This window comes from Marinobacter sp. NP-4(2019), from assembly GCF_003994855.1.
GTDB lineage: Bacteria > Pseudomonadota > Gammaproteobacteria > Pseudomonadales > Oleiphilaceae > Marinobacter.
The window spans coordinates 205,773-228,578 of record NZ_CP034142.1; the positions used below are offsets into that span (position 1 = coordinate 205,773).

Consider the following 22,806-nt stretch of genomic DNA (forward strand, 5'->3'; position numbering starts at 1 on the left):
GTTTCATGATCACTGCTGGTCATGAAAAAGCCGCCGTTCTTGTGGTCTTCGAAATGTTGTTCCAGCGTGTAATCGAGGGCGATTGCCTGATACAGCCAGAGGATATCGGAGCTGGCTTCGTACAGGGCCAACAAGGCTGTGGTGAAGAAGACGTAGTCGGGGCTGGTAATCCTGACCGCACTGCTGGTGTTTCATGGTCAGCTCCCGCGGGTATGTTAACAACCATGCAGGTTACGACAAGGAATGGCCTCTAAGGTTCTCAATGGGAAAAGGGTCCTGCTAGGCGTACCAGAGCCGTTCAGCCCTTGTCGATTTCGTCGAGAATGGGACAGCTGTCCGGGTTGGCCCCACAGAGGTTGGTCAATAACTGTAGTTCGTCCCGCAAGGTACTCAACTCCGTGAGATGTTCTTCGATCTCCGTCAATTTCTGGTGCGCCAGCTCCCGCACCTGGGGTTTGGCGTTTTGTGGGTTTTCCCGGAACCTGAGCAGGTTCGCGATTTCCTCCAGGCTGAATCCCATCTTCTGAGCACGCTTGATAAAGCGCAGGCGCGAAAGGTCCTTGTCACTATAGAATCGTACCCCATTGTTGTTGCGGTGCACCTTGGGCATCAGCGCAATTTTTTCGTAGTAACGCAGGGTATCGGCGCTGATACTTAATGTTTCCACGACCTTGCCGATTTTTATCATCGTTCAGATCCAGACGTAATATTGGTTAAGGACATAGAGGCCGGCTGCCATCAGCGTAATCCCTCCCAGCGTTTCGAACGCACGACGCCAGGGCCCCATCGATTGCAGGTTCTCGAGCCAGCCAATGCTGACCGCGCCCACCGCGAAGGGAATAACCCGTCCGAGGGCAAAAGCCAGCATCAACAGTCCACCATAAACCACGGACCCGATTGAGGCACTGACACCCAGACCGATCCACAGGCCTGGTGAGCACATTGGGCAGATCCCCACCGTGAACGGTATGCCGAGGATAAAAGCACCCCAGAGCGTGGCCACACGTTTGCCGCGCAACGGTAGCCAGGGCAAGGGGATTTTCAGCCAGCCGGTCCAGAGTAGACCAAGCAGGATCAAAAACGGCCCCAGCACCACGTTCCATTGGCGACTCAGAAAATCCTGGACCCAGGCGCCGCCCAATGCGGCGCTGACGCCCAGTACCACATGAGTCAGGATCAGGCCGGCGGCGAAGGCGCACCCATAGCTGACGGCTTCCCGCAATGCCCGCGCGTGCGTGACGTAGCCCAATACAACGGGAATGGCGGCGAAGGCCACCGGTGTGAAGCTGAACAGGAAACCGGCCAACAAGGCCGCGCTGAGCCCGGCGAGTCCGCCCATTTGCATCCAGGCCACGGTATCCATCAATGCCCTCCCTACACCCAGATCAAGGTGTTTCCGCCGGTCGCCATTTCTCCACTTGGTTGCCGGCGAAATTGGTGGTCCATACGGTGCCGTCGATGTCCACGGCCACCGCGATCTCGGACTGACCGGGGCCCTTGGCCGGGGTACCGAAGGCGGTCAGAAATGAACCCTCTGCCGTGAATTTCTGGATGCGGTCGTTGTAGAAGTCGGCGGCATAGACGGCCCCGTCGGGACCGACGGCCACCGAGGTCACGGTGGCAAACCAGCCCTTGAACGGCCCGAAGATGTTCATGGCGAACGGGCCGCCCCACTTGCGGATGAACTCGCCGTCGGCGCCGAACTGCTGGACCCGGTCGTTGTAGCCGTCGGCCACGTAGAAGCCACCGTCGGGTGCGACGGCTACGTCGGTGGGATAGTTGAAGTCACCGGCACCGATGCCGGTGCCATTCCAGCTCTTCAGCACTTTGCCGTCCGGAGCGAGATGGACGATGCGCTGGGCATAGGTATCGGCGATCAGCAGTGTGCCGTCGGAGCGTACGGCAAGACCGCCCGGGCTGTTTAATCCATCCTCGGCCGCAATCGCCCGATGGTATTCGCCGTCCAGCGAGAAGACGTGAATCACGTCCTTGAAATAGTCAGGAACGTAGAGCTTGTCGCCGGCGATGGTCATGTTCATCGGGCGGCCGAGCACCTGATTGCCGAAAGCCCGCTTGAACGTGCCTTGCTTGTCGAAGACCTGGATACGGTTGTTGCGGGCGTCCGCGACAAATACCTCGTCGGCGGTCACTGCGATGCCGGTGGGATCGTTGAACTGGCCCTTGGCACTGCCTTTTTCTCCCCAACTCACGTCCCGCTGGTAGGGTGGTTCCTGATTCCAGTTGACGGCACCGCAGCCGCTCAGCAACAGTGCCGCAACGATGATCGCAACCCTGTAATGTATTGGTTGTGTCATCCGCATAAGCTTCCCCATCAACTCGGCACGTTAGAAATTGCGACGAAAGCCGACGCGTACGATGTAGTCGTCCGCAATCGCGTCACCGTTGGGGTCTTCGGCCACGGGCAGTTGCACCGTGCCTTCGACGACCCAGCGCCGGCTGATGTATTGCAACCCCGGCGCCAGCAGCCACTGGGTGCCGCCGGAATTGGCATCGGTACTGCTGCCTGCCTCGTCGCGCTCGCGGTGGACGAGATTGGATTCCAGCAGGGCGTAGACAAAGCCCGGCGTGCCGGACACGCTTTCCAGACTGCGCGGCCAGATCCGGTATTGCAGCGAGGCGTCGAAATGCGTTTCGTCGCCTCGCGCGAAGCCATCGTGACGCCCATTTTCGCGGTAGAGCAACTGTGCATCGACCTGGTACTGCAGCGTCTGGTAGGTGGTTACCACGCCGCCGAATCCATCCCAGGCGCCATCGCCCGCCTGCAGCGGTCGCGGCAGCTCGCCGAAGCGATCACGGTCGTTATCGTCGCCGGTGGGTGCGGTGACGCCCAAAAACGGGGCGATGCGGAAGGTGCCGCCGATGAAGTCGTCCTGATAGGCGGTGTAGCGGCCGAATATCGAGACGTCGCCGATGCCGCCGGTGTCACGGTTGATCCGGCCCATTGGTGTGGTGACGTCCAGTTCCTTGTTGAAGAAGTAGGGAACCACGCCGAACACTGCAAGCTTCGGGGTCACGCCGTAAGCCAGTACGCTGCCCAAGGCCTGTACCGAGACCTTGCGATCCATAGGGCCGCTGTCGGAGCGCTCCCGTAATACAAGCTGCTCGCGCCAGATGGATTGCCCTTCGGCCACCGGGAGGGCGGTATTGAAGGTGTTAGGGGCGGCATGTGCCGTAGAGGCACCAGCTAGCAGGAAGCCAACCAGCGCCAGCGTGCCCATGGGATGGATGTCAGTACGCATCGTTGCCTCCCGGTTCGCCTTCTGCCCGCGAGAAGGAGTGCAACGTGAAGCCGGCCTCCTTGACGGCCTGATCCGCCTGCTCCTCGGTGAATGTCTTGCCCTCTTGCAGGGTGACGCGCACCACGCCATCGCCGATGTCGACCTGTATGTCGGTGACGCCGTCAACCTTGTTCAGACGCTTCTCGATCCCATAGGCACAGAACGGGCACGCCAGGCCTTTCACGCCCAGTACGTATTGATTGTCGGCGGCCAGCGCGGCAACGCTGAATATCAGGCCTGCCAGCAACAGGGACAGTCTTGTAAACATGACGAAACCTCTTGCTACGAATGCATGGTTTCAGCCTAATGCCTGGAGTTGACTCCAGGTCAAGCATAATTTCGTGAGCTGGCTCTTTCGGCCCTTCTGTCAGGACTCCCCCAACCTGTCCAGAATCGCCTGGCGCAGTTTGGCCTTGGAGGGTGGCGAGGGAAACACCAGTTTGCCGTCCAGTGCAATGGCTGGCGTACTCAGCATCCCCAACCGCACGGCGTAATCGATGTCCTCCACCACATTGATTTCCCGATACTGAACTTGATGGTTGCCCAGTTCGGCAATGGTCTCTTTCACCAGCGCCCGGGCTTTCTGGCAATGGCCACAGCCCGAGGCGGCCAGGAGCTCAACAATAACGGTGTGCTGGTTGCTCATTTCTCCTCCGAATGTTCAAAGGAGCGCAGGGTGAATCCGGCATCGTTGATCAGTTGCTTGAGTTTGGCTTCGCCGATGGGGGCTTCCGTGTCAGCCTGGAACACCACCAGCCCTTCGTTGATCCGGATGGTCACGCTGTCTTCATCCACACCGTTAAGCGCCCTGATTTTCTTTTCGATGCCGTAGGCGCAATAAGGGCAGGCCAGGCCATCCACCCGCAATTGATATTCCCTGTCCGCCGACCAGGCTGGCAACGCCAGCGCAGATAACAGGAGGATCGATAACCATGTTCGCGTGCTTGATGTTTGCATTGTGTTGACTCCTATAAATGCCATTCCAGCTCGACCAGCGCGCGGTAATCGTCGGCATCCTGATTGCCGGCGAGATCGTCATGGACAGGCAGCTGTACGCCGGTTTTGACGGCAAAATTGCGGAGGGTCCACATCAGGCCCGGCGAGAGAAACCATTGGTCACCGCCGATACGCCGCGAGTCATCTCCAGGGCCCGGGAGGTGTTCGGTATGTTCGTAATTCAGTTCCAGTATCCATACCCAGTCCGGCTCATGGTATTCAGTCGGTGTGGGTCGTATGCCGCCGGCCAGGTCCACTCGCCATACATCCGGCCGTTCAGCGCCGTGGGCCGTATCGGCGTTAAAACGGCGACGCACCGAGGCCCAGCGGTACCACTTGCGCCCTTCATACCCGTAGGTCAGCCCCAGCAGGTAATCGTTCCCATCGCGTTCGGCGGCGCCGTCGTGGCCGGTATCACCGTCATCCAGAATGACCTTGCCGAACATCGCGGCGGATTCCTGGGTACCAAAGGTGTCTTCGCGCCAGAACCGGTATTTGCTGGAAAGTGTGGAAGGGCTGCGGCCGCTGTCCGTGTCCCCATGCCCTTCTGAGCGGGCGTAACCAGTGCCGATACCGGCGACCCAATCGCCGGTGATGCCGTACTTGAGTTCAAGTTCGGCCTCTGTCTCGCGCTCGTCGGACTTTTCCCGGTGCGCGCCCAGATGCATTTCGAAACCGTCCTTGAAAAGCACATGGGGGCCTACACCGAACACGGGATCGTGGGCGTAGGCGGTGGGCGTGAGCAACATCACGGTAGCAAGGCATGGCAAGGCGAGAAGGAAGTTCTTGTTAATGTGCATGTGTCCTGCACCCTGGATCGTTGGTTTATAACAAGCATAAGATCTGGAGTTGACTCCAGGTCAAGTATTTCTTCCTTGTGAATCACTGTAACAATCTGCGTGAGTGGTGGTCAGTAGGACGTAAGGCACATTACGGCGCTTGCCGCAGGAGGCATGATATGAAAACCGCGCATGTTGTCACCTTTGCATTATCGGAGCGATGGGTCAGCGAAGGTGCTATTGGCTTTCTGTTGCTTGGTATTCCCGTTGTTCATCCGTCCAGAGGGTCTTGAGGTACTCTATTACTGCGGCTATTTCCTGGTCGGTCAGACTTTCACCGAAAGCAGGCATGGTGAGCCGGTCGGATTTATTGAAAGGGTGTCGCCACCCTTCGGCGATCATCTTGAACAGCATGGCATCGCTGTGGCGCCAGGTGTGGCCGGTTTCATCGTGAGGTGGCGGAGGCATTTCTCCCTTATCATCCGGCTTTTCCCAGTTGGCGGCGCCTTCGCCCTGCCATCCGTGGCAGGCTGCGCAGTATTGCTCATAGATCTGGCGACCCTGGGCGACGTCCGTTGGTGCGTTGTTGGCACCTGCAGACCCGCCTGAGGCACCCGCAAGCACTGGCACAACGAGCAAGGCCAGCAAGTAGATCCCTTTATTCATCGACGGGCGTCCATTCGCCAGCGTCGCCATGGGCAAGCAACGCCCCATGTTCAGTGCCCACCACCAGCCCTTGTGCCGGCGAGAAGGCGAGCGCGGTCACGGGTTGGGGTGCCGCCAGGTCTGTCCAGGTTTCACCACCATCGGCACTGTGATGAAGCTGCCCCTCAACGACGGCATAGACGTTTTCCGGAGCCGCAGGATCATAGCTGATGGCAGACACAGTGCCCCGCAGATCACCCGCATCGCCCCAGAAGCAGAAACAGTCCATGGAACGGGCGACACCTCGGGTGGTACCCGCAAACAGCCAGCCACTTTCCATGCTGCCGGGCATGTCTGAGTGCAGGAAGGCCTGCACCGGCTCCCGGGGACCACTATCGACTTTCACCCATTCGGCGCCGCCGTCCCGGGACCGAAACATGCCGTCCTTGCCAAGGTAGGCGTAGAGGGTGTCCGGCTGGGTGGCGTGAGCGGCAATGGCAGTGACCCCGAGATCCGGCAAGGTGTCGTTGAGGGATTGCCAGCGCTCACCGACGCTGTCATAGCGCCAGACGCCCAGGCCAGGACCTGCCAGGTAGGTACTTGCGTCCGCCCCCCTGGCCAGGGACGTGGGTTGAGCGCCCCGATCAGCCGCAGGTAGCGCAATCTCGGTGGTCTTGCCACCTTCAATGGCAAACAGGCCACTGTCCCGCAGCACCAGAAGGGCGCCTGACGAGCTGGTCGTCAGTGCCTTCACTGGTTGGCCATCGGCCGCAGACTGGGCGTGAACCAGGGCCGGCATGGCAACGACCAGTGCGAACAGGAAAAGACGCGAGAGGGCAGAGTTCAGGCCATAAACCATCGCTTTCATAGTACTGACCTCAGTAATCTTTATGTTCACGGAAAACCCGTTGCTGGCCATTGGCACTGAAGGCGAAGACCTGGTAATCGTCCTTACGGCCGGTTTCCATGCCGGGGGTGCCATGGGGCATACCGGGTACTGAAAGGCCGATCGTATTCAACTCGGGATTGTCCAGGTAAGCGACAATATCATTGGCCGGCACATGCCCTTCAATCACCAGATCACCGATTAATGCAGTATGGCAGGACGCCATTTCACGAGGCACGCCATGGGTCTGCTTGACCTCATTGAGGTTGTCGGTTTCAACGATGCTGGCCTCAAAGCCATTGGCATCAAGGTGCTCCGCCCAGGATTGGCAGCAGCTGCAATTGGGGCTCTTGTAGATGGTGATGGCCGGGCCTGCCTCTCCAGTGGACGCCACGGGGGTTGACGATTTGGCGGGCTCACCAGTCTGGATTGCAAGCGTGGCGGCACCAGCGGCAAGAACGATGGCGGCCACACTTGTATACAGGGCAATTTTTTTCGTCTTCATGATAATCCTCGATTCGAATCCGTAATGGGCAACGCAATGCCCGGGGTCGCCTTGGCTTCCCCGGGCAATGGATGTTAGTTCGGGACGTTGCCCCAACCCTTAACTGGTTTCGGCGCCTTCATTCTTGTTGGCGCCGTCTATGTTGTCGTTGCCGTGGCTTTGCATCATTTTCATGCAGGCATCGGTCATGGCTTTACGATCTTCCGGGGACATGTCAGACATCATGTTCATCATCCCCATCATGCCGCCCATTCCCTCCATACCTTCCGAGGACATCATGCCTTTTCCTTCGCCCTCATGGGCAAATACAGAGAAGGTACCAATGGTACCGGCCAGAAACATTGCTGTGATTGTGAGCTTGATCTTTGAATTGCGCATTTGATTCACTCCAGTTAAAGCCCCGTGACGAATGAAAGAAAGCATGAGGCTTTTTTAAACAGTTAATGTTGCAAGAATTGCCGTTAATGAATTCGCCGCGAAGGGCGAAAATCCGGGTCAGATTCAGGAGTGATGTTCTGGAGGAGGCGTAACAGAAGCCAGGAACGGATCCTGGTAGAGAGATGCGCGGGCACTACGCATCGGTTGGGCGTCGGTGTCAAATAATCCCGTGGGAGCTGAGAGTAAAAGACCCACACTGACGCCGCAATTGCTCAGTCCGCTGGCGCTCGGGCAGGGCATGCCGGGAACGAGGGTGCAATCGCTTCCCGCATCGGGTTGAGAACTGGCGCTTTCAACCTGATCCATCACCATGGAGCCACAATCCATCATTGCCGCGCCCGCCATTTGCGAGATAGCCAGCGCCGGCCCGCTCATCACCAGAAGCAGTGATAGCAGCACAGAAAGGATTTGGCGGTTCGTTGCGGTCATCTTGAGTTCAAGCACCAAACGGTCGAGTTACGTGGCTCTGACAAACAACCAGTAATTTGGTTCACTGAATCCCGGCACTTCACTTGTCCTTGAAGGGGTTACCCTCAGTCATAGCCGGGAGTGCTACTGCATGAAAATAACCGATGATTTTTTCCATCAGAATCATGCGTACTTTCCTCTCAGAATAGCCGCATATTGGCTAATGAGTATGGTTAATTCTTCAAGAATTTGATCAGCGCCAGAATTGCGAGCACCAACAATATAATCAGCAGCAGTGGCATGATCATCATTGGTAACATCATCCAGCCCATGCCAGACATCATGGAATTGCAGATTTCCCAGAAACCTGTCTCCGGAGCCGCTAATGCGGTAGCGGGAAACAGGGCGAATGTGAAAAGAACGGCGAGTAGTAGTTTCATGGTGGATCCTCTTTCAGTTTGATATTTCAGTGTGGTAGTGAGTTGGTTTGCGTGGGTGACAGAGCGTCGTAGCGTGCCCTGGCGCTGAACAGGTCGCGGATGACCGCAGCCCGTGTGAGTTTCACTCCGGTGAGCTGTCGTGCGCTGTTGATGGCGTTCTCCAGTCTGCCTGCGCCGGTGGCCAGTTCGTTCAGGCTGGCTTCCCAGTGCGCACGCTGGTTGGGAATATGCCGCTCATCAAGGATCTCCAGTCGTCCATGGCCTGCCTGTACGGCGGCTGTCATATCGCCGATTGAAGCCAGCAGGTCACGGTGAACCTGGGTAGTTTGCCATTGGTGTTGTGATACTTCGGCCGTGGCCTTGCGAACGGCACTTTTCTGTCGCTGCCCGCTCAGCGGAACCTGTACGCCTATGCCCACTATCCAGCGTTTGCTTTCATCCGCCCACAGGCTGTTGTAGCCGGCACTGGCGGTAAATACAGGTCTGCGGCTGATTTCTGCAGCGTCCAGCCGGGCGCGCGCTTCGGCTGTTCGGGCCTCGGCGGCCTGAACCAGTGGGTGATCAATTTCCGCCGGGTTGTCTGCCGCCATTGGTGTGTGAGGGGGTACGGTTAGTGTCAGTCTGGACGGTTGGGGGCGGCGGCCCAGCAATGGGATGAGGCTGGCAGAGATCCGGGCTTGTTCGGCTTTCAGCCCGACCAGTTGAGTGTCCAGGGTGTCCAGCTCCGTTTCTATACGGAGTAAGTCGCTCTGCGAGCCTTCGCCGTAATCCAGTCTCTGTCTGGCAATCTCGGCTAACTGTTCCACCAGGGCGCGGGTTTCGTGATGCAGATCAATAGCCTGGTTCGAGTACCACCAGCGGGCATAGGCCTCCTTTACGGAGGCGGTCAGTTTTCTGCTTTGCCAGAGGCTGTCGTGCCTGGCAGCACTCACGCCAGCTTTCGAGGCTTCGCGGGACGCCGACAGTTGGTCCGGCCAGGGCAATTTCTGGCTGACCTCGAACCGGTGCCCGACCATATTGGGTCCCTCCAGGGTTCCGGGAGCCAGGCCGTACTTGACCATAGGGTCTGCCCAGCTGTCTGAGCCTTCCACGTCGGCTTCCGCCGCTTCGATGGCTGATTGCAGGGCGCCCAGAGTGGCGTTGTTGGTCATTGCCTCTTCAACCCATTGCTCCACTGTTTCAGGTGGTTCGGCGACTGTCGGCGTAGATAGTGTGATAAGGACCGCCAGAACGGTCTGAATTCCGGTGTGTCGGATCATAGGGTGGCTCCTTTTCTGGCAAGATTTTTCAGGCGGGCACGCTGCCAGAGATAGAAAATCACCGGAATCAGCAGCAGCGTCAGCATCAGGGTGGTGATCATGCCGCCAATCATCGGGCCGGCGATCCGTTGCATCACTTCCGAACCGGTGCCACTGCCTAGCATGATGGGAATCAGGCCGGCAACGATGGCGGCAAAGGTCATCATGATCGGGCGCACCCGCTGGGCAGCGCCATCACTGATGGCTTGGCGCAGGGCGTCCGCCGACAGCCTGGCTGGCTGATGATCCACAGTCTCCAGAGCGTTATGCAGGGACTGGTTCAGGTACACCAGCATCAGCACCCCGATTTCCACGGCCACCCCGGCCAGCGCAATAAAGCCCACGGCTACAGCCACGGACAGGTTGTAGCCCAGTAGGTACATCAGCCAGATACCGCCGATCATGCCGAATGGTAGGGTGCCGAGGATGATGCCCACCTCGGTCAGGTTGCGGAAATTCAGGTACAGCAAGATGATGATAATGGCCAGGGTCAGGGGTACCACCATCGTCAGGCGTTCCTTGGCGCGCTGCATGTATTCGTACTGGCCGGACCAGGTCAGGGAGTAGCCTGCCGGCAGTTCGACCGTGTCCCGCACCCGTTCCCGGGCTTCTGTGACCCAACTGCCCAGGTCCCGGCCCTCGATATCCACCAGGGTCCAGCCATTGATGCGGGCGTTTTCCGACTTGATCATCGGTGGCCCCTGGTCGATGCGGATGTCCGCTACGTCCACCAGGGCAATGCGTTGACCGTTGGGCGTTACCATGGGCAGCAGGCGCATCTGCTCCACCGAATCCCGGTAGTCCTGGGGGTAACGCAGGTTGATGGGGTAGCGTTCGAGGCCTTCCACGGTGCTGCCCACGTTCATGCCGCCAATCGCGGTGCGAACCACCGACTGGATGTCCTCGATATTCAGTCCGAAACGGGCGGCAGCCTCCCGCTGTATGTCCACCTTGATGTAGCGCCCGCCGGCCACCCGTTCGGAGAAGGCCGAGGCGGTGCCGGGTATGTCGGACAGCACCCGCTCCAGCTCTTCCCCTATGCCCTGGATCACTTCAAGATCCGGACCGGCCACCTTGATGCCTACCGGGGTCTTGATTCCTGTGGAGAGCATGTCGATGCGGGTTTTGATGGGCATCACCCAGGCGTTGGTCAGGCCGGGGAGTTTGACCACTCTGTCCAATTCCCGGCGCAGGGACTCCGGTGTCACGCCGGGCCGCCACTGATCCCGGGGTTTGAACTGGATAAAGGTCTCAATCATGGTCAGGGGAGCGGGATCAGTCGCGGTTTCGGCGCGGCCGATCTTGCCGAACACGGTCTCCACCTCCGGAATACTGGCGATCAGCTTGTCGGTCTGTTGCAGAATCTGCCGGGCTTTGCCAATGGAAATACCGGGATAGGTGGTGGGCATGTACATCAGGTCTCCCTCGTCGAGGGGCGGCATGAATTCACTGCCCACTTTGTTGGCCGGCCAGAAACCGATCACCAGCACCAACAGGCCGCCGGCAAGCATCAGCATTGGCCGCCGCAGAGCATAGCCGATCACCGGCTTGTACAGTGTGATCAGCAGCCGGTTGATGGGGTTGCGATGCTCGGGCAACACCTTGCCACGGATGAAATAGCCCATCAGCACCGGCACCAGGGTAATGGCCAGCCCCGCGGCCGCTGCCATGGCGTAGGTCTTGGTGAAGGCCAGGGGGGCGAAGAGTTTCCCTTCCTGAGCCTGCAGGGTGAATACCGGCAGAAAACTTACGGTGATAATCATCAGTGAGAAGAACAGCGCCGGCCCGACCTCGCCAGCGGCCCGCAACATCACGGCCCAACGGTTTTTACGTGTCAGCGGGGTTCGCTCCATGTGTTTATGGACGTTCTCCACCATCACAATGGCCCCGTCCACCATGGCGCCGATGGCAATGGCAATACCACCGAGGGACATGATGTTGGCGTTGATGCCCTGGGCATGCATCACCACGAAGGCCGCGAGGATGCCCACCGGCAGGCTGACAATGACCACCAGTGAGGAGCGCAGGTGGAACAGGAACACCGCGCAGATCACGATGACCACCAGAAACTCCTGCAGCAGCTTGCCGTACAGGTTATCCACCGCGTTGTTGATCAGTGTGGAACGATCGTAGGTGGGGACCACTTCCACACCGTCTGGCAGGCTGGCCTTGATGTCCTCCAGGCGTTGTTTGACGCCCTCGATGGTTTCCAGTGCGTTCTCCCCGAAACGCATCACCACGATGCCGCCCGCTACTTCCCCTTCCCCATTCAGTTCGGCGATACCGCGACGGATCTGGGGGCCAAGCTGCACATCCGCCATATCCTTCAGCAACAGGGGCTTGCCATTGTCATTAACGCCCAGGGGGACCTGTCGCAGATCATCTTCGTTCTGCAGGTAACCGGTGACCCGCACCATGTATTCCGCCTCGGCCATCTCCACCACCGAGGCACCGGTTTCCTGGTTGGCGTTGTTGATGGCGGCGTGGATGCGCTGCAGGGTTATGTCGTGGGCGCGCAGCCGATCCGGGTCCACCACCACCTGGTACTGTTTGACCATGCCGCCCACACTGGCCACTTCGGACACCCCGGGCACGGTTTGCAGTTCAAACTTCAGGAACCAGTCCTGAATGGCCCGTAGTTCTGACAGGTCATGCCGCCCACTGCGGTCCACCAGCGCGTAGGAATACACCCAGCCAACGCCGGTGGCATCCGGCCCGAGTTCCGGTTTGGCGGCATCCGGCAGTTGCCCGGACACCTGGCTCAGGTATTCCAGCACCCGGGAACGGGCCCAGTAGAGGTCGGTGTCGTCATCGAAAATGACGTAAACAAAGGAATCGCCAAAGAAGGAATAACCTCGAACAGTCTTGGCGCCCGGTACCGACAGCATGGCAGTGGTTAGTGGATAGGTAACCTGATCCTCCACCACCTGTGGCGCCTGGCCGGGATAAGGTGTTTTGACGATCACCTGCACGTCCGACAGGTCCGGTATGGCGTCAATGGGCGTTTCTTTAACGGAATAGAGCCCCCACCCCGTCAGGATGAGGGTGGCAAGCAGCACAAAAAATCGGTTATGAAGCGACCACTGGATAATGGCGTTAATCATCGGCTGAATCCGGTTTGGTTACAGTCGGGAGCGCGCCTATGGCAGCGCCCCCGGCGCTATTACTATTGTTTGCTAATGGCGGTCACTTGCTGTCCTTTATCCGCCGGTGTCAGGGTGAAAGCGACGGAGTCATTTTTTTGCAGTCCGTTCAGGTCCACCTCTGGCGCCACGGAAAATCCCATGGTCATGCGCGGCCAGTTCAGCTCCGGAATAGGCTCGTGGTTCAAGGTCACTTTGCGTTTTTCGGTGTTGATCGCGGTGATCACGCCCCGGCTCTGGACCGGGCCCGCGGACTCTTTTGTGTCCATGCCGGACATGGAGTCCATGCTGTTACCGGCCACTGCCAGAGCAGGGCCCAGGGTTAATCCGAATACAACAGCCGTCATCAGGGTTTTCAGGTTCATGGTTTTCTCCAGTGGTTATTGCGCGTCATGCGCAGATTCAATGCGTTCTACGAGATAGCCTTCCGGTGTCTCCCGGAAACCGAAGTTGACGGTCTGATCGGGGCTCAGGGCGTCCATATTCACGGACTCGGCGAGATCAAACGCCATGGTCATGGCGGGCCAGCTCAGTTCCGGGATGGGGGCGTGCTCGAGGGTGATTGAGGCACCTTCGTTATCCAGTTCGGTGATCCGGCCGACGCCTTCGATCAGTTCTGACGGCGAGCTGTCTGACTCGGTGTCACCGCTGCTTTGCTCTTCCGCTTCAAGCCTTAACATGGCGGCTTCAAGACTGGTTTCGGAGTCGATCAGGAACTGGGCGGACACTACCACCTGCTGACCTTCTTCCAGGCCCTCGGCAACCACGACACGGTCGCCGGCTTCCTGGCCGGTTTTTACGGGCACCGGGCGGAAATAGCCATCCTCTTCGGCCAACAGCACATGCTTGCTGTCGCTGCGCTGGATCAGTGCCGGGCGTGGGATGGTGAGCAAGTCATCGCCGATGGGCGCGTCCATGGTGAGGTTTACGAACATGTTGGGACGTAGCCGGCCGTCGGTATTGGGAACGCGCACCCGTGCCCGCAGGGTCCGTGTTCTGGCATCCAGCTCCGGGTAGACATAATCAATGGTGCCCTGCCACTGGGTGTCAGGCATGGACGGCGTGGTGAATACCACAGGCTGGCCTGCCACGATCAGCCCGGCCTGTCGCTCGAAGAACTCGGCGATCACCCAGACGGAATCGCGGCTGCCGATGGCCATGATCTCGGTATCCGGGCGCACGTACATGCCGGCACGAACTGGCAGAGCGGCCACGTAACCGGAGCCGGGGGCGAATACGGTGATGCGCTCCCGGACCTTGCTGGTTTTTTTCAGGTTGGCGATCTGGGAATCAGTCATACCGAAGGAGCGCAGCTTTCCTCCTGTTGCTGTCGTCTCTGAACCGCGCCGGAGGCGCTCGGACATCAGGAATTCCTGCTGGGCATTCACCAGTTCCGGCGAATATATCTCGTACAGCGGCTCTCCCCGGCTGACCTTCTCTCCCAGCGAACGAACGTGCAGAACCTCGACCCAACCGGCAATGCGGCTGTGCACGTGGTTCAGTTCGTCCTCATTATCGGTGACATAACCCACTGTGCGGACAGGGATGGAGACCGGTCCACGGGACACGGCACCGGTTTTAACGCCCAGATTGGCCCTGACTGCGGCGTTGATTTGCACCCCGCCATCGTCTCGCCCGGTGTTCTTTTCCTCGTATACCGGCACCAGATCCATTCCCATGGGGGACTTGCCGGGCTTATCGCGGCGGTAATTGGGGTCCATGGGGGCGACCCAGTACAGGGGCTCTTCCTGGGTCGAATCCTCAGCGGATGTGCTGGAGTCGTTGGATTGGGCCATTGGCATTGTTTGCTGACTTGTCAGCCAGCCAAGACCAAAGGCAATAGCGATCACTATCGCCACAAAGGCAATGCGCATTGATGTTTCCTTGTTTAAAGCTCATGAGCACCCGTCCGTGTCTTTCCAGACGGGTGAATCCATTCAGAAGACTTGTATCAGGCTTTGGAGGAATTCGGGGGAGGCGTCAGGGTGTCCAGGATAATGCTGAGATAGCGATCGTGGAGGGGAAGGCTATTGAGCTCAAAGGATGATTGTGTGGGCACATTATCCTTTGCGGAGACCAGCGCTGAGATCATGGTGCTGCAACTGCCGAGGCTGGCCGCTAGGGTGCAACCTGCCGGTGTCATGTCGCCACAGGCCGTGCCCTGTTCAGAATTCATGGAGGCGTTGTGCTGCTCATTAGCACAACAATCCATCTTCGCCATGTGGATAGTCCGGGACGAGTGTTCGGTCATTTCCTGTGAGGATTGACCGAACGCCAGCACAGGCAGCATCACCATTGCCAGTAACAGCAGATTTATAACGGTTCTATGGAGTGCTGTGTGTGGCAAGTCAGGCTTTCCGGCTGCTTGAACTGAGTTTTGGTACGGATTGGGAATATAAAACCTGTGAGTTGCATACAGGTCAAGTGAATATTTATCCGTAACAACCCCGCATCCCCTGTGTCTCCCATAGGAACGGAAAGAAATTGCCATTGATGTGTAACGCCTGTCGATCTGGTGTGTCGATAGAGGAGTGCAATACAAATCAAGGCAAGTTCAGGGCGCACAAGTTTACGGTACAGGAGCGTAATCCGATATGACTCGACACTACTGGATGGGTGGCAAGCGGACCTACGAGCAGGACCGTTTTTTCGAATCATCACTTGATAAAGCGTGCTGGCAGGCCGGAGAAGATCCCCAGGAGTGGGATGCCTGTTGGTACACTGGTATGCCGGACCCGGAATACTTCAGCAAGGTCGGGCCTGACTGCAAGATCAACCACATTCCTGGAAACAACGCCCTGACGGTTAAAAGCCGGCTCTATCAGAGTCTGGTTACGCTTCGGGAGCGGGTGGAGGTTCAACAGCGCGGGGCGTCTTATCTGACAGACCGGCTGCAGTTTGTGCCCCGGGTTTTTTCCATGCCTGAGGATTACCATGAGTTTCAGCAGGAAGCCTTTGACAACCCGTCAAAGCGCTGGCTGCTCAAGCCCAAGAATGCTGCGCGGGGCAAGGGCATCCAGCTGGTTCAGGATCCGGCGAACATTCCGCTGGATTCCTCGTGGATGGTCCAGGAGTACATTGACAACCCCCACACCATGCGCGGGCGCAAATACGTACTGCGCCTATACGTCGCCATAACTTCCGTCGCGCCCTTGCGGGTTTATCTCTATCGTCAGGGCTTTGCCAAACTTGCCTCTGAACCCTATGACGAGGAAAACGCAGACAACCCATACAGCTATCTCACCAACCCGGACATTAATGCCCTGAACCTCGATGCCGAGGTGCCGGTGGAGTTTGTTGACCTGGAGCGCTACCGGGCCTGGCTGCGGGAGCAGGGCCACGACAATGACGTCCTGTTTGCCAAAATTGAAGACCTGGTTGCGCTGACCTGCCTCTCCGCGGTGGAGGCCATGCGGGAGAGATCCAGAGCGATCGGCGCGGATACCCGGGGGTGTTACGAACTGCTTGGCATTGATTGCCTGATCGATGACCAGCTCAAACCCTGGATCTGTGAATGCAACCTCAGCCCGTCGCTGGAAGTCTGTGCCGGTCCCGAAAGTGGTGGCGAGATCGAAGAGGCTATCAAGGGCTCGCTGGTGGCGGATCTGGTCAGCCTGGTGGGATTGAACGGCAAGACTGACTCCGACAGCACCGGCACGCCCGAGCAACAACTGATTGTGGAAACCACGGAAGAGCTGTCGCGGGCGGGCAATTTCAAACGGCTGCTGCCCTCGGATATCCCGGCCCGTTACCTGCCTTTCTACACCTTGCCGCGTCTGGAAGACTGGGTTCTGGCACAGGCCATCTCTGGTGAGCCGCTCACGCAACCGACGCTCAGGCGGCGTTACGCCGAAGATATGATCAGCGACGATTGTGTGTACGTTTATGACACCCGCCTTGGTCATCTCAGCGCACTGAATGAGACCGGCTCCCTGATCTGGCTGATGGCGACAGACGGCGCCGCACCGGATGAGATCGCGGATGCCCTGAATGACTCGATTGATTCCGAAGCAGCGGACCGGCCGGATATCTGGGCCATTCGCCGGGACGTCTGGAATTCGCTGGCGGACTGGGTCGGTCATCAACTGCTGGTGCAGGACGACCCGTCCGGTTCGTCGGTCAGTGTCGTGCCGCGCGCTGTCGAAGAAGAAAGCCATGGCACGGCTGTGCAATTTTCCCGGGTCCTTGAGTGCGGGGCCTTTCGGGTCGAACTCTGCACTGACAGCCAGCCATTGATCAACCGGATTGAGTCCCTGCTTGTGCCCATGTTGGGAGAATCCGCGCAGGGGGCTGAATCCCGACTGGAAATCGTCCGTGATACGCCGGGATATACGCTGATTCTGGACGGTAAAGTCATTCAGTCACGGCTGGCACTCTCCCGGGTGGCGCCTGCCGTGATGGTGTGCCTGACCCGCCGGGCAGCGGATCGAGGAGAGATTATTCTCGATGCCGGTGTGGTTGCCGCCCCGGACGATCCTGAAAGTGCCGTCCTGATCGCCAACAGCGACCGGGAGCTGGGTGATCTGCCCGCTCTGGAGATCGCGAGCCATCTGGATGCGGGGTTCAGTCGTGCCATCAGAATCCCGGAGGATGTGGACGGGCTTTGTTCAGTGCTGGGGCTACCGGCTCAGGTGCCCGAGTCGAAAGCGGATGCCGCCGGAAAACCTTACGCTTCGCCGATTCATCACTTGGCTGATGGTAGCGGTATGGTGCTTCAGGCCGCTTCTTCCGGCTTGGCCGGAGAAACGCGCCGGATTCAGGCAGTGCTTATCCCCAGCCACGTCTCCCTGCGGGAAAAGACAGGTATTCGAAGACTCTCCGTAAGCGAAACCATGCGCCATTTCATCCCCGGCTGCTGTGGGGCTGACGGGCAACCTTTGGGGACTGCGGCGTTCTCGCGACTGGCGGACTGGCTCGCGGGTATCGATCGATATCTGGTGGATGCCAATCACCTGGATACCGCAGTGGCGAATCTGCCACTGGGACAGGAAGCGCAGGGCGTGAGTCACTCCGCCTGAAACGAATCCGGGCAAGTGGCCCGGTGTTAACCACCGAAACGGATAAAGAGGAAAGCATATGTCCAGAGATACCCAGAAAAGACAGTTGTTGAGAAAGCTCGCCAAGGGAATCAGCTACACCGGCCCGATCCTTGCGGTTGTTGTTGGCGCATCCGCCTTCAGTGCCACGGCCGCTGACGTCAATGCGGAAAGTGAGTACCTGATGCTGGCCGCCGGAGAAGCCGAGGCCGAGGGTAAAGCCCATGGCGAAGGTGAAGGCGAAGCCAAGAAAGGCTACGGCGAAGGCGAAGGTGAGGCCGAAGGTGAAGGCGAGGGAGAAGGCGAGGGAGAAGGCGAGGGAGAAGGTGAAGGAGAAGCGGAAGGCGAGGCCGAGGGCTGACCCGGACTGCTTTCACCGGATCAACTGGCAGTGGCCCGGGCAGGGAATACCTTCCTTGCACCGGGGCCCACTGGCCCTCCCTGGATATGACGTCGTCGAGATACGAATCAACCCAGATGATACGGGTGAATAAAAATGCTGAATTCAAGTTCCGAATCCATCAATTGTGCCGATCTTGTTGCTGAGAATGCACACGCGATCCATCAGCTAACGGACTTTCTTGCGATGTTACCCGGACAGGTGTACCGACAAACCTTCGGGGCGAAGAAGCAACATGTGATCGGAAAGCATGTACGTCACATCATTGACCATTACCTGGCTCTTCTGAGAACGGTGGATGAGCAATCCTCCGGGGCACTTGATTACGAAAACCGACAAAGGGAAGAGTCTCTCGAGCTGGACAAACATGCGGCCTGCAACAGACTTCTGGCAATTGTTAACTCGCTCGGCCAGTTGATGGCAGCCCGGCACCGAACGCCGCTTCTGATGCGGCATGTCAGCGACGACCATGACCGTCTGGTATCCACCAGTATCGACCGGGAGCTGGTCTTCCTTGCCAGCCACACGGTTCACCATATGGCCATTATCGCCATGCTGGCAGAACAGGAGGGCGTTGAAGTCAGCGACGAATTCGGGGTTCACCCATCAACATTACGGCATTTGCAGCAAGTGCATATGGCGAAGAGCGCGTGACCAAGCAGTACCCACAAACATAACTGGCGGAGGGTGATCAAATGTCGACTGATACAAATCGTAAGGAACTCCTGCGAAAACTGTCCCGAAACCTGATGGTGTCGGTGCCGGTGATGACGGTCGTGGCGATGGCCGGTGCGACGGCGGTATCAGATAACGGATTCAACTTGATTCCGTCAGCTGAAGCGGCACAGGGAGAAGCCGAAGGTGAAGCCCGAGGCGAGGCTGAGGGTGAAGCCAAAGGTGAAGCTGAGGGAGAAGGAGAGGCTAAGGGAGAAGCAGAAGGCGAGGGTGAGGCAGAAGGTGAAGGAGAAGCGGAGGGGGAAGCTGAAGGTGAGGGAGAGGCTGAAGGCGAAGGTGTCTCTGAAGCCATGAAGCAAGCCGTACGGCGACCCGAGGGGTACCAGCCCTATGAGGGTGATGCCGATTCACTGGCTAAAAAGGGTGAAACCCTGTTTAACGACACTACCTTGTCCTCCAACGGGTTGGCCTGTGCGACATGCCACACCAGCGGTGCGGGCTACGCCGATACTTTCAAGAATGATTATCCGCATTTTGTGGCAATGGGAAAATCCGACTTCGGCATGGACATGGTCCATCTCGATGAAATGGTCCAGATCTGCATGGTAGCGCCCATGGCCTCGGAGCCTCTGGATTGGGCGTCGGAAGAGCTGGCAGCGTTAACCGAGTACATGCGGATTGAACAGGAAAAATTTAGAAGTAAGTAGAACCACACTGCATTGTTGGTCGGGAACCAACCTTTCGGGTGGAGCTGGTCTCCACCCCTTTTCTGATCTCATCTTCAATCAGTCATAAACGAGCCTGCCCTGTAACAACCGCAACTTCGGAGTGTCGATGCTAAGTGTAGGGAGTATCCACCAAATGGGGGGGGCAGGCGATGAAATCGCAGGCGGGGACTGAACCAGACCTTGAACTCGGGAACAATGTCACCTCCCCGCGCCACGGGGATTATTGGCAATCATTTCTGCAATGGGGGCAGCAACTGATCGCCTGTCGCCTGTGCCGAAATCTCACCATGGCGGCGTTTGTGGCCATTCTGGTTATTGAATCCATCATCCTTGTTCCCTCCTACCGTAACCATGAGGAAAATCTCCTGCGTCAACATGCCACGCTGGCGAGCCAGGCCCTCACCACGTTTCTCGCAACCAAGCCTGGGCCGGTGACCACTGATTCGCTGAATCGGTTGCTTGAAAGTTCCCGAATCACGGGCATTGAACTGATGGTTGGAGAGCGCTGGTTGACCGCCGGGGAGCCAGTGGTTGATCCAGGGGGCGCCGCAGGGAGGTTGCGGGACCTGACTCGTGCTGAGAGTAACCGACTTGATCTTGCCTGGGACTCAGGGCAATGGCTGGGGGATTATCCGGTCAGAGCGCGAATCGATATTACGGGCGTTTCCGATGAGCTGACCTCCTTTGTCCTGAGAATACTCGGACTTTCACTGCTTATTGCCGTCTTTGTAACGGTAGTGACTATGGCCGTTGTCGACCGCATGATGTTGTCCCCATTATTACGATTGCGCAGCCGTATCGTCAGCGCCGGTGAGGATGCTGAGCATCCGCTCATGTATGTCCGAAAACCGGAGCGTTGTGACGAATTTGGTGAGGTGGAAGCGACCTTCAATCGCATGCTGAAACAGAACGCCTCATACCTGAACCGCTTAAAGGCCCTGAACCAGCGTCTGGATCAGCTGTTGGCGGAGCGCACACGTTCGCTCAGACGGACGGAACAGGAGTTGCATATTCGCAGTCTGTATGACCAACTGACGGGGTTGGCTAATCGCTCTCTGTTCGAAGAATGTCTGACCAAAACTTTAGCCGAGCCGACCATGGCGGATGTCAGGCCGTCGGCGCTGGTTGTCCTCGGCCTGGATGACTTTCAGGCATTGAACGGTCTGGCGGGCCACGAAGTCGGGGACCGGGTACTGCAGGAGATTGCCCGCAGACTGGCCAGGTTCAACAGTGAGCCTGGTTGCGTGGCTCGCCTCGGAGGAGACGTGTTCGGGCTGTTACTGACGCCGGAGCAGGGACCGAAATACAATCAGCTGGAAGCGGAGATTGCTGCCGTTATTCGTAGTTGTATGGCTCCGGTGTGCGTCTCAGGTGTGAATTACGAATGCGATGTCAGTGCCGGTGTTGCGGTGACGCCCGTAGATGGTGAGGATGCCGGAACCTTGCTGGGCCATGCCGAGATTGCCATGCATCGGGCAAAGAAATCGGCAGATCTCAAGATTCAGTTTTTCGCGTCAGACCTGGGTGAGCAGGTTCAGCATCGGCAGGATATGGTCAAAGATTTACGCAGTGCCCTGGAAAGCGAGCAGTTCGCACTCCACTACCAGCCACAGTGTGATTGTGCGGGGCAATGTGTTGGCTATGAAGCGCTTTTGCGCTGGTATCATCCGATTCGCGGTATCGTGTCTCCCGATGAATTCGTGCCACTAGCGGAAGAAATCGGTTTGATTATTCCTGTCGGGCGGTGGGTCATAGAGCAAGCCATCGGGACCATGAAGCGTTGGGTAGACGACGGCTTTCAGGGCCGGATGGCGGTGAATGTGTCGGCTCGTCAACTTTCGGATCGATCTCTCGTTGAGCATATCGCCAGTGTGCTTGAGTTCCACAATCTGGCTCCTGATTATCTGGAACTGGAAATCACTGAAACCGCACTCATGAAGGACGTTTCCCTGGCACTGGAGATTCTGGAGGGATTTCGCTCCCTGGGAATTCAGCTGGCGGTGGATGACTTTGGTACCGGCTACTCGTCCCTCGCCTACCTGAAGGCCTTACCCGTCAAACGCATCAAGATTGATCGTGCGTTTGTGACCGGCTTACCGGATAACGAGCAGGATGAGGTGCTGTGTCGCACTATGATCTCCATGGCGCATAGTCTGGGGTTCCAGGTGATTGCGGAAGGGGTGGAAACGCAGGCTCAGGTGGATTGGCTGATCGCCTCGGGGTGTGATGAGCTTCAGGGCTTTTTGTTGGGCAAGCCGGAGCCGGAATTCTATTGGTCCTCCCAGTCGATGGTTCTGTAGTCAAAGTCGGTTTCAATGGTGGGTTTGACGATCCGGAAGTAGGGGGATGCATCGAAATCCCTTGGTGTGAACAGGGAATGGTGACGGAGACGGAAGCGCTCCATAACACAATCCTCACAGTCCGGGTCGTCTGCGGGGAGTGTTCTTACAATTGGCAGGATCGGGTATCTCAGGAGCTGAAACCCTTCCGCAATAAAGGTTGAGCAGATGGCCCGCGTCGGATCCCCACTCCCGAACGCCAGCAGTTTGTGTCTGTAACGTGTGGGTACCGGAGGCGTCGGAAACAGATAGCGCGCCAGGTCAAACACGTTCTTCATGTCGTACTGGTGTCCCATGCGGCTAATGGCGTAGTCCGTCAATTGACGAATGTCATTCTCACTGAGTCCCACCGGCCGGCAGATCCGGGTATGGGCATGGCGGTAGAACGACAGCGGAATGGTCCGAATGCCTTCCTGAAGATCCGCTTCAACCAGTACCCGTGGCTCACCTTCTGCTTCTCCAAGTCCCGCTTCCGGACCCAGGTACAACGCTGCGTGTGACCAGGTGGACTGGGTAAGGTACTTGATCGCGACACTGATTCGCGTATCCCCCTCGACCAGAAGTACGTCTCCCGGTTGCAGTGCCTCCTGCAGCGCTTCCCAGGTCGACGTCCTGATGGAGTGACGGGTGATCTGCTTCGAGAGATAGGCGGCAAGAAGCCGTGACAGCCAATTCAAAAGCATCGATACCTCCTGCAGATTATAGGGTTGAGGATGCCCGGAGGGACAAATAGTGAACCGCGTAACATTCCCGTGATTCCAGTGTCATTTTATGTACCGGTATCCTGATTG

25 protein-coding genes are annotated in these 22,806 nt (G+C 58.1%); 5 read left to right on the forward strand and 20 right to left on the reverse strand.

Going from position 1 to position 22,806, the window contains the following annotated elements; translation table 11 throughout:
- Positions 1 to 298: 298 nt before the first annotated feature.
- The 19 genes from EHN06_RS00900 to EHN06_RS00990 all read right to left on the reverse strand — a co-directional run bounded on the left by EHN06_RS00900 (position 299) and on the right by EHN06_RS00990 (position 15,184).
- Complete coding sequence (locus EHN06_RS00900) at positions 299 to 688, reverse strand: heavy metal-responsive transcriptional regulator (protein ID WP_127329320.1); 390 nt, start codon at positions 686 to 688, stop codon at positions 299 to 301.
- A 3-nt stretch (positions 689 to 691) separates the two neighbouring features.
- Positions 692 to 1,363 (reverse strand): cytochrome c biogenesis CcdA family protein, encoded by a 672-nt coding sequence (locus tag EHN06_RS00905; RefSeq protein ID WP_127329322.1) that lies wholly within the window; start codon positions 1,361 to 1,363, stop codon positions 692 to 694.
- A 22-nt stretch (positions 1,364 to 1,385) separates the two neighbouring features.
- Entirely contained in the window at positions 1,386 to 2,315 is a 930-nt protein-coding gene (locus EHN06_RS00910; protein WP_127329324.1) for an NHL repeat-containing protein, read from the reverse strand.
- Between the two features lie 30 nt (positions 2,316 to 2,345).
- On the reverse strand, positions 2,346 to 3,260 hold the full coding sequence (locus EHN06_RS00915) for a transporter (protein ID WP_127329326.1): 915 nt from the start codon (positions 3,258 to 3,260) through the stop codon (positions 2,346 to 2,348).
- Entirely contained in the window at positions 3,250 to 3,567 is a 318-nt protein-coding gene (locus EHN06_RS00920) for a heavy-metal-associated domain-containing protein (RefSeq protein WP_127329328.1), read from the reverse strand. Before EHN06_RS00920 ends, EHN06_RS00915 begins: the two co-directional genes overlap by 11 nt.
- Positions 3,568 to 3,666: 99 nt before the next feature.
- The gene (locus EHN06_RS00925) at positions 3,667 to 3,945 is read right to left on the reverse strand and encodes a thioredoxin family protein (protein WP_127329330.1); all 279 of its coding nucleotides are present in this window, start codon (positions 3,943 to 3,945) and stop codon (positions 3,667 to 3,669) included.
- Positions 3,942 to 4,256: a heavy-metal-associated domain-containing protein gene (locus EHN06_RS00930; protein WP_206075702.1), complete on the reverse strand. Its 315-nt coding sequence runs from the start codon at positions 4,254 to 4,256 to the stop codon at positions 3,942 to 3,944. Before EHN06_RS00930 ends, EHN06_RS00925 begins: the two co-directional genes overlap by 4 nt.
- A gap of 11 nt (positions 4,257 to 4,267) precedes the next feature.
- On the reverse strand, positions 4,268 to 5,095 hold the full coding sequence (locus EHN06_RS00935; protein WP_127329332.1) for a hypothetical protein: 828 nt from the start codon (positions 5,093 to 5,095) through the stop codon (positions 4,268 to 4,270).
- A gap of 216 nt (positions 5,096 to 5,311) precedes the next feature.
- A complete protein-coding gene (locus tag EHN06_RS00940) occupies positions 5,312 to 5,740 on the reverse strand; it encodes a c-type cytochrome (protein ID WP_127329334.1) in 429 nt (142 codons plus the stop codon).
- A complete protein-coding gene (locus EHN06_RS00945) occupies positions 5,733 to 6,587 on the reverse strand; it encodes a WD40/YVTN/BNR-like repeat-containing protein (RefSeq protein WP_127329336.1) in 855 nt (284 codons plus the stop codon). Before EHN06_RS00945 ends, EHN06_RS00940 begins: the two co-directional genes overlap by 8 nt.
- A gap of 10 nt (positions 6,588 to 6,597) precedes the next feature.
- Positions 6,598 to 7,110 (reverse strand): DUF411 domain-containing protein, encoded by a 513-nt coding sequence (locus EHN06_RS00950; protein WP_127329338.1) that lies wholly within the window; start codon positions 7,108 to 7,110, stop codon positions 6,598 to 6,600.
- A 99-nt stretch (positions 7,111 to 7,209) separates the two neighbouring features.
- Positions 7,210 to 7,488: a hypothetical protein gene (locus EHN06_RS00955; RefSeq protein WP_127329340.1), complete on the reverse strand. Its 279-nt coding sequence runs from the start codon at positions 7,486 to 7,488 to the stop codon at positions 7,210 to 7,212.
- A 123-nt stretch (positions 7,489 to 7,611) separates the two neighbouring features.
- Positions 7,612 to 7,977 carry a hypothetical protein gene (locus EHN06_RS00960; protein ID WP_228257374.1) on the reverse strand — a complete coding sequence of 122 codons (366 nt, stop codon included), beginning with the start codon at positions 7,975 to 7,977 and terminating at the stop codon, positions 7,612 to 7,614.
- 212 nt (positions 7,978 to 8,189) lie between these two features.
- Positions 8,190 to 8,396 (reverse strand): hypothetical protein, encoded by a 207-nt coding sequence (locus EHN06_RS00965; RefSeq protein ID WP_127329344.1) that lies wholly within the window; start codon positions 8,394 to 8,396, stop codon positions 8,190 to 8,192.
- Between the two features lie 26 nt (positions 8,397 to 8,422).
- On the reverse strand, positions 8,423 to 9,655 hold the full coding sequence (locus tag EHN06_RS00970; RefSeq protein ID WP_127329346.1) for a TolC family protein: 1,233 nt from the start codon (positions 9,653 to 9,655) through the stop codon (positions 8,423 to 8,425).
- On the reverse strand, positions 9,652 to 12,798 hold the full coding sequence (locus EHN06_RS00975; protein ID WP_127329348.1) for an efflux RND transporter permease subunit: 3,147 nt from the start codon (positions 12,796 to 12,798) through the stop codon (positions 9,652 to 9,654). Before EHN06_RS00975 ends, EHN06_RS00970 begins: the two co-directional genes overlap by 4 nt.
- Positions 12,799 to 12,860: 62 nt before the next feature.
- A complete protein-coding gene (locus tag EHN06_RS00980; protein ID WP_127329350.1) occupies positions 12,861 to 13,202 on the reverse strand; it encodes a copper-binding protein in 342 nt (113 codons plus the stop codon).
- 15 nt (positions 13,203 to 13,217) lie between these two features.
- Complete coding sequence (locus tag EHN06_RS00985; RefSeq protein ID WP_127329352.1) at positions 13,218 to 14,711, reverse strand: efflux RND transporter periplasmic adaptor subunit; 1,494 nt, start codon at positions 14,709 to 14,711, stop codon at positions 13,218 to 13,220.
- A 77-nt stretch (positions 14,712 to 14,788) separates the two neighbouring features.
- Complete coding sequence (locus EHN06_RS00990; RefSeq protein ID WP_127329354.1) at positions 14,789 to 15,184, reverse strand: hypothetical protein; 396 nt, start codon at positions 15,182 to 15,184, stop codon at positions 14,789 to 14,791.
- A 247-nt stretch (positions 15,185 to 15,431) separates the two neighbouring features.
- Between EHN06_RS00990 and EHN06_RS00995 the strand changes: the two genes are divergently transcribed.
- The 5 genes from EHN06_RS00995 (at position 15,432) to EHN06_RS01015 (ending at position 21,976) form a co-directional block, all read left to right on the forward strand.
- On the forward strand, positions 15,432 to 17,855 hold the full coding sequence (locus EHN06_RS00995) for a PqqD family peptide modification chaperone (RefSeq protein WP_228257375.1): 2,424 nt from the start codon (positions 15,432 to 15,434) through the stop codon (positions 17,853 to 17,855).
- Positions 17,856 to 17,913: 58 nt separating this feature from the next.
- On the forward strand, positions 17,914 to 18,234 hold the full coding sequence (locus tag EHN06_RS21240; RefSeq protein ID WP_206075703.1) for a hypothetical protein: 321 nt from the start codon (positions 17,914 to 17,916) through the stop codon (positions 18,232 to 18,234).
- 135 nt (positions 18,235 to 18,369) lie between these two features.
- The gene (locus EHN06_RS01005; protein WP_127329356.1) at positions 18,370 to 18,927 is read left to right on the forward strand and encodes a DinB family protein; all 558 of its coding nucleotides are present in this window, start codon (positions 18,370 to 18,372) and stop codon (positions 18,925 to 18,927) included.
- Positions 18,928 to 18,968: 41 nt separating this feature from the next.
- A complete protein-coding gene (locus tag EHN06_RS21245; RefSeq protein WP_127329358.1) occupies positions 18,969 to 19,655 on the forward strand; it encodes a c-type cytochrome in 687 nt (228 codons plus the stop codon).
- 170 nt (positions 19,656 to 19,825) lie between these two features.
- Positions 19,826 to 21,976 carry a putative bifunctional diguanylate cyclase/phosphodiesterase gene (locus tag EHN06_RS01015; RefSeq protein ID WP_127329360.1) on the forward strand — a complete coding sequence of 717 codons (2,151 nt, stop codon included), beginning with the start codon at positions 19,826 to 19,828 and terminating at the stop codon, positions 21,974 to 21,976.
- Here the strand turns inward: EHN06_RS01015 and EHN06_RS01020 are convergent.
- On the reverse strand, positions 21,946 to 22,698 hold the full coding sequence (locus EHN06_RS01020; RefSeq protein ID WP_127329362.1) for a YiiX/YebB-like N1pC/P60 family cysteine hydrolase: 753 nt from the start codon (positions 22,696 to 22,698) through the stop codon (positions 21,946 to 21,948). The two genes, EHN06_RS01015 and EHN06_RS01020, sit on opposite strands and share 31 nt — an antisense overlap.
- Between the last annotated feature and the right edge of the window lie 108 nt (positions 22,699 to 22,806).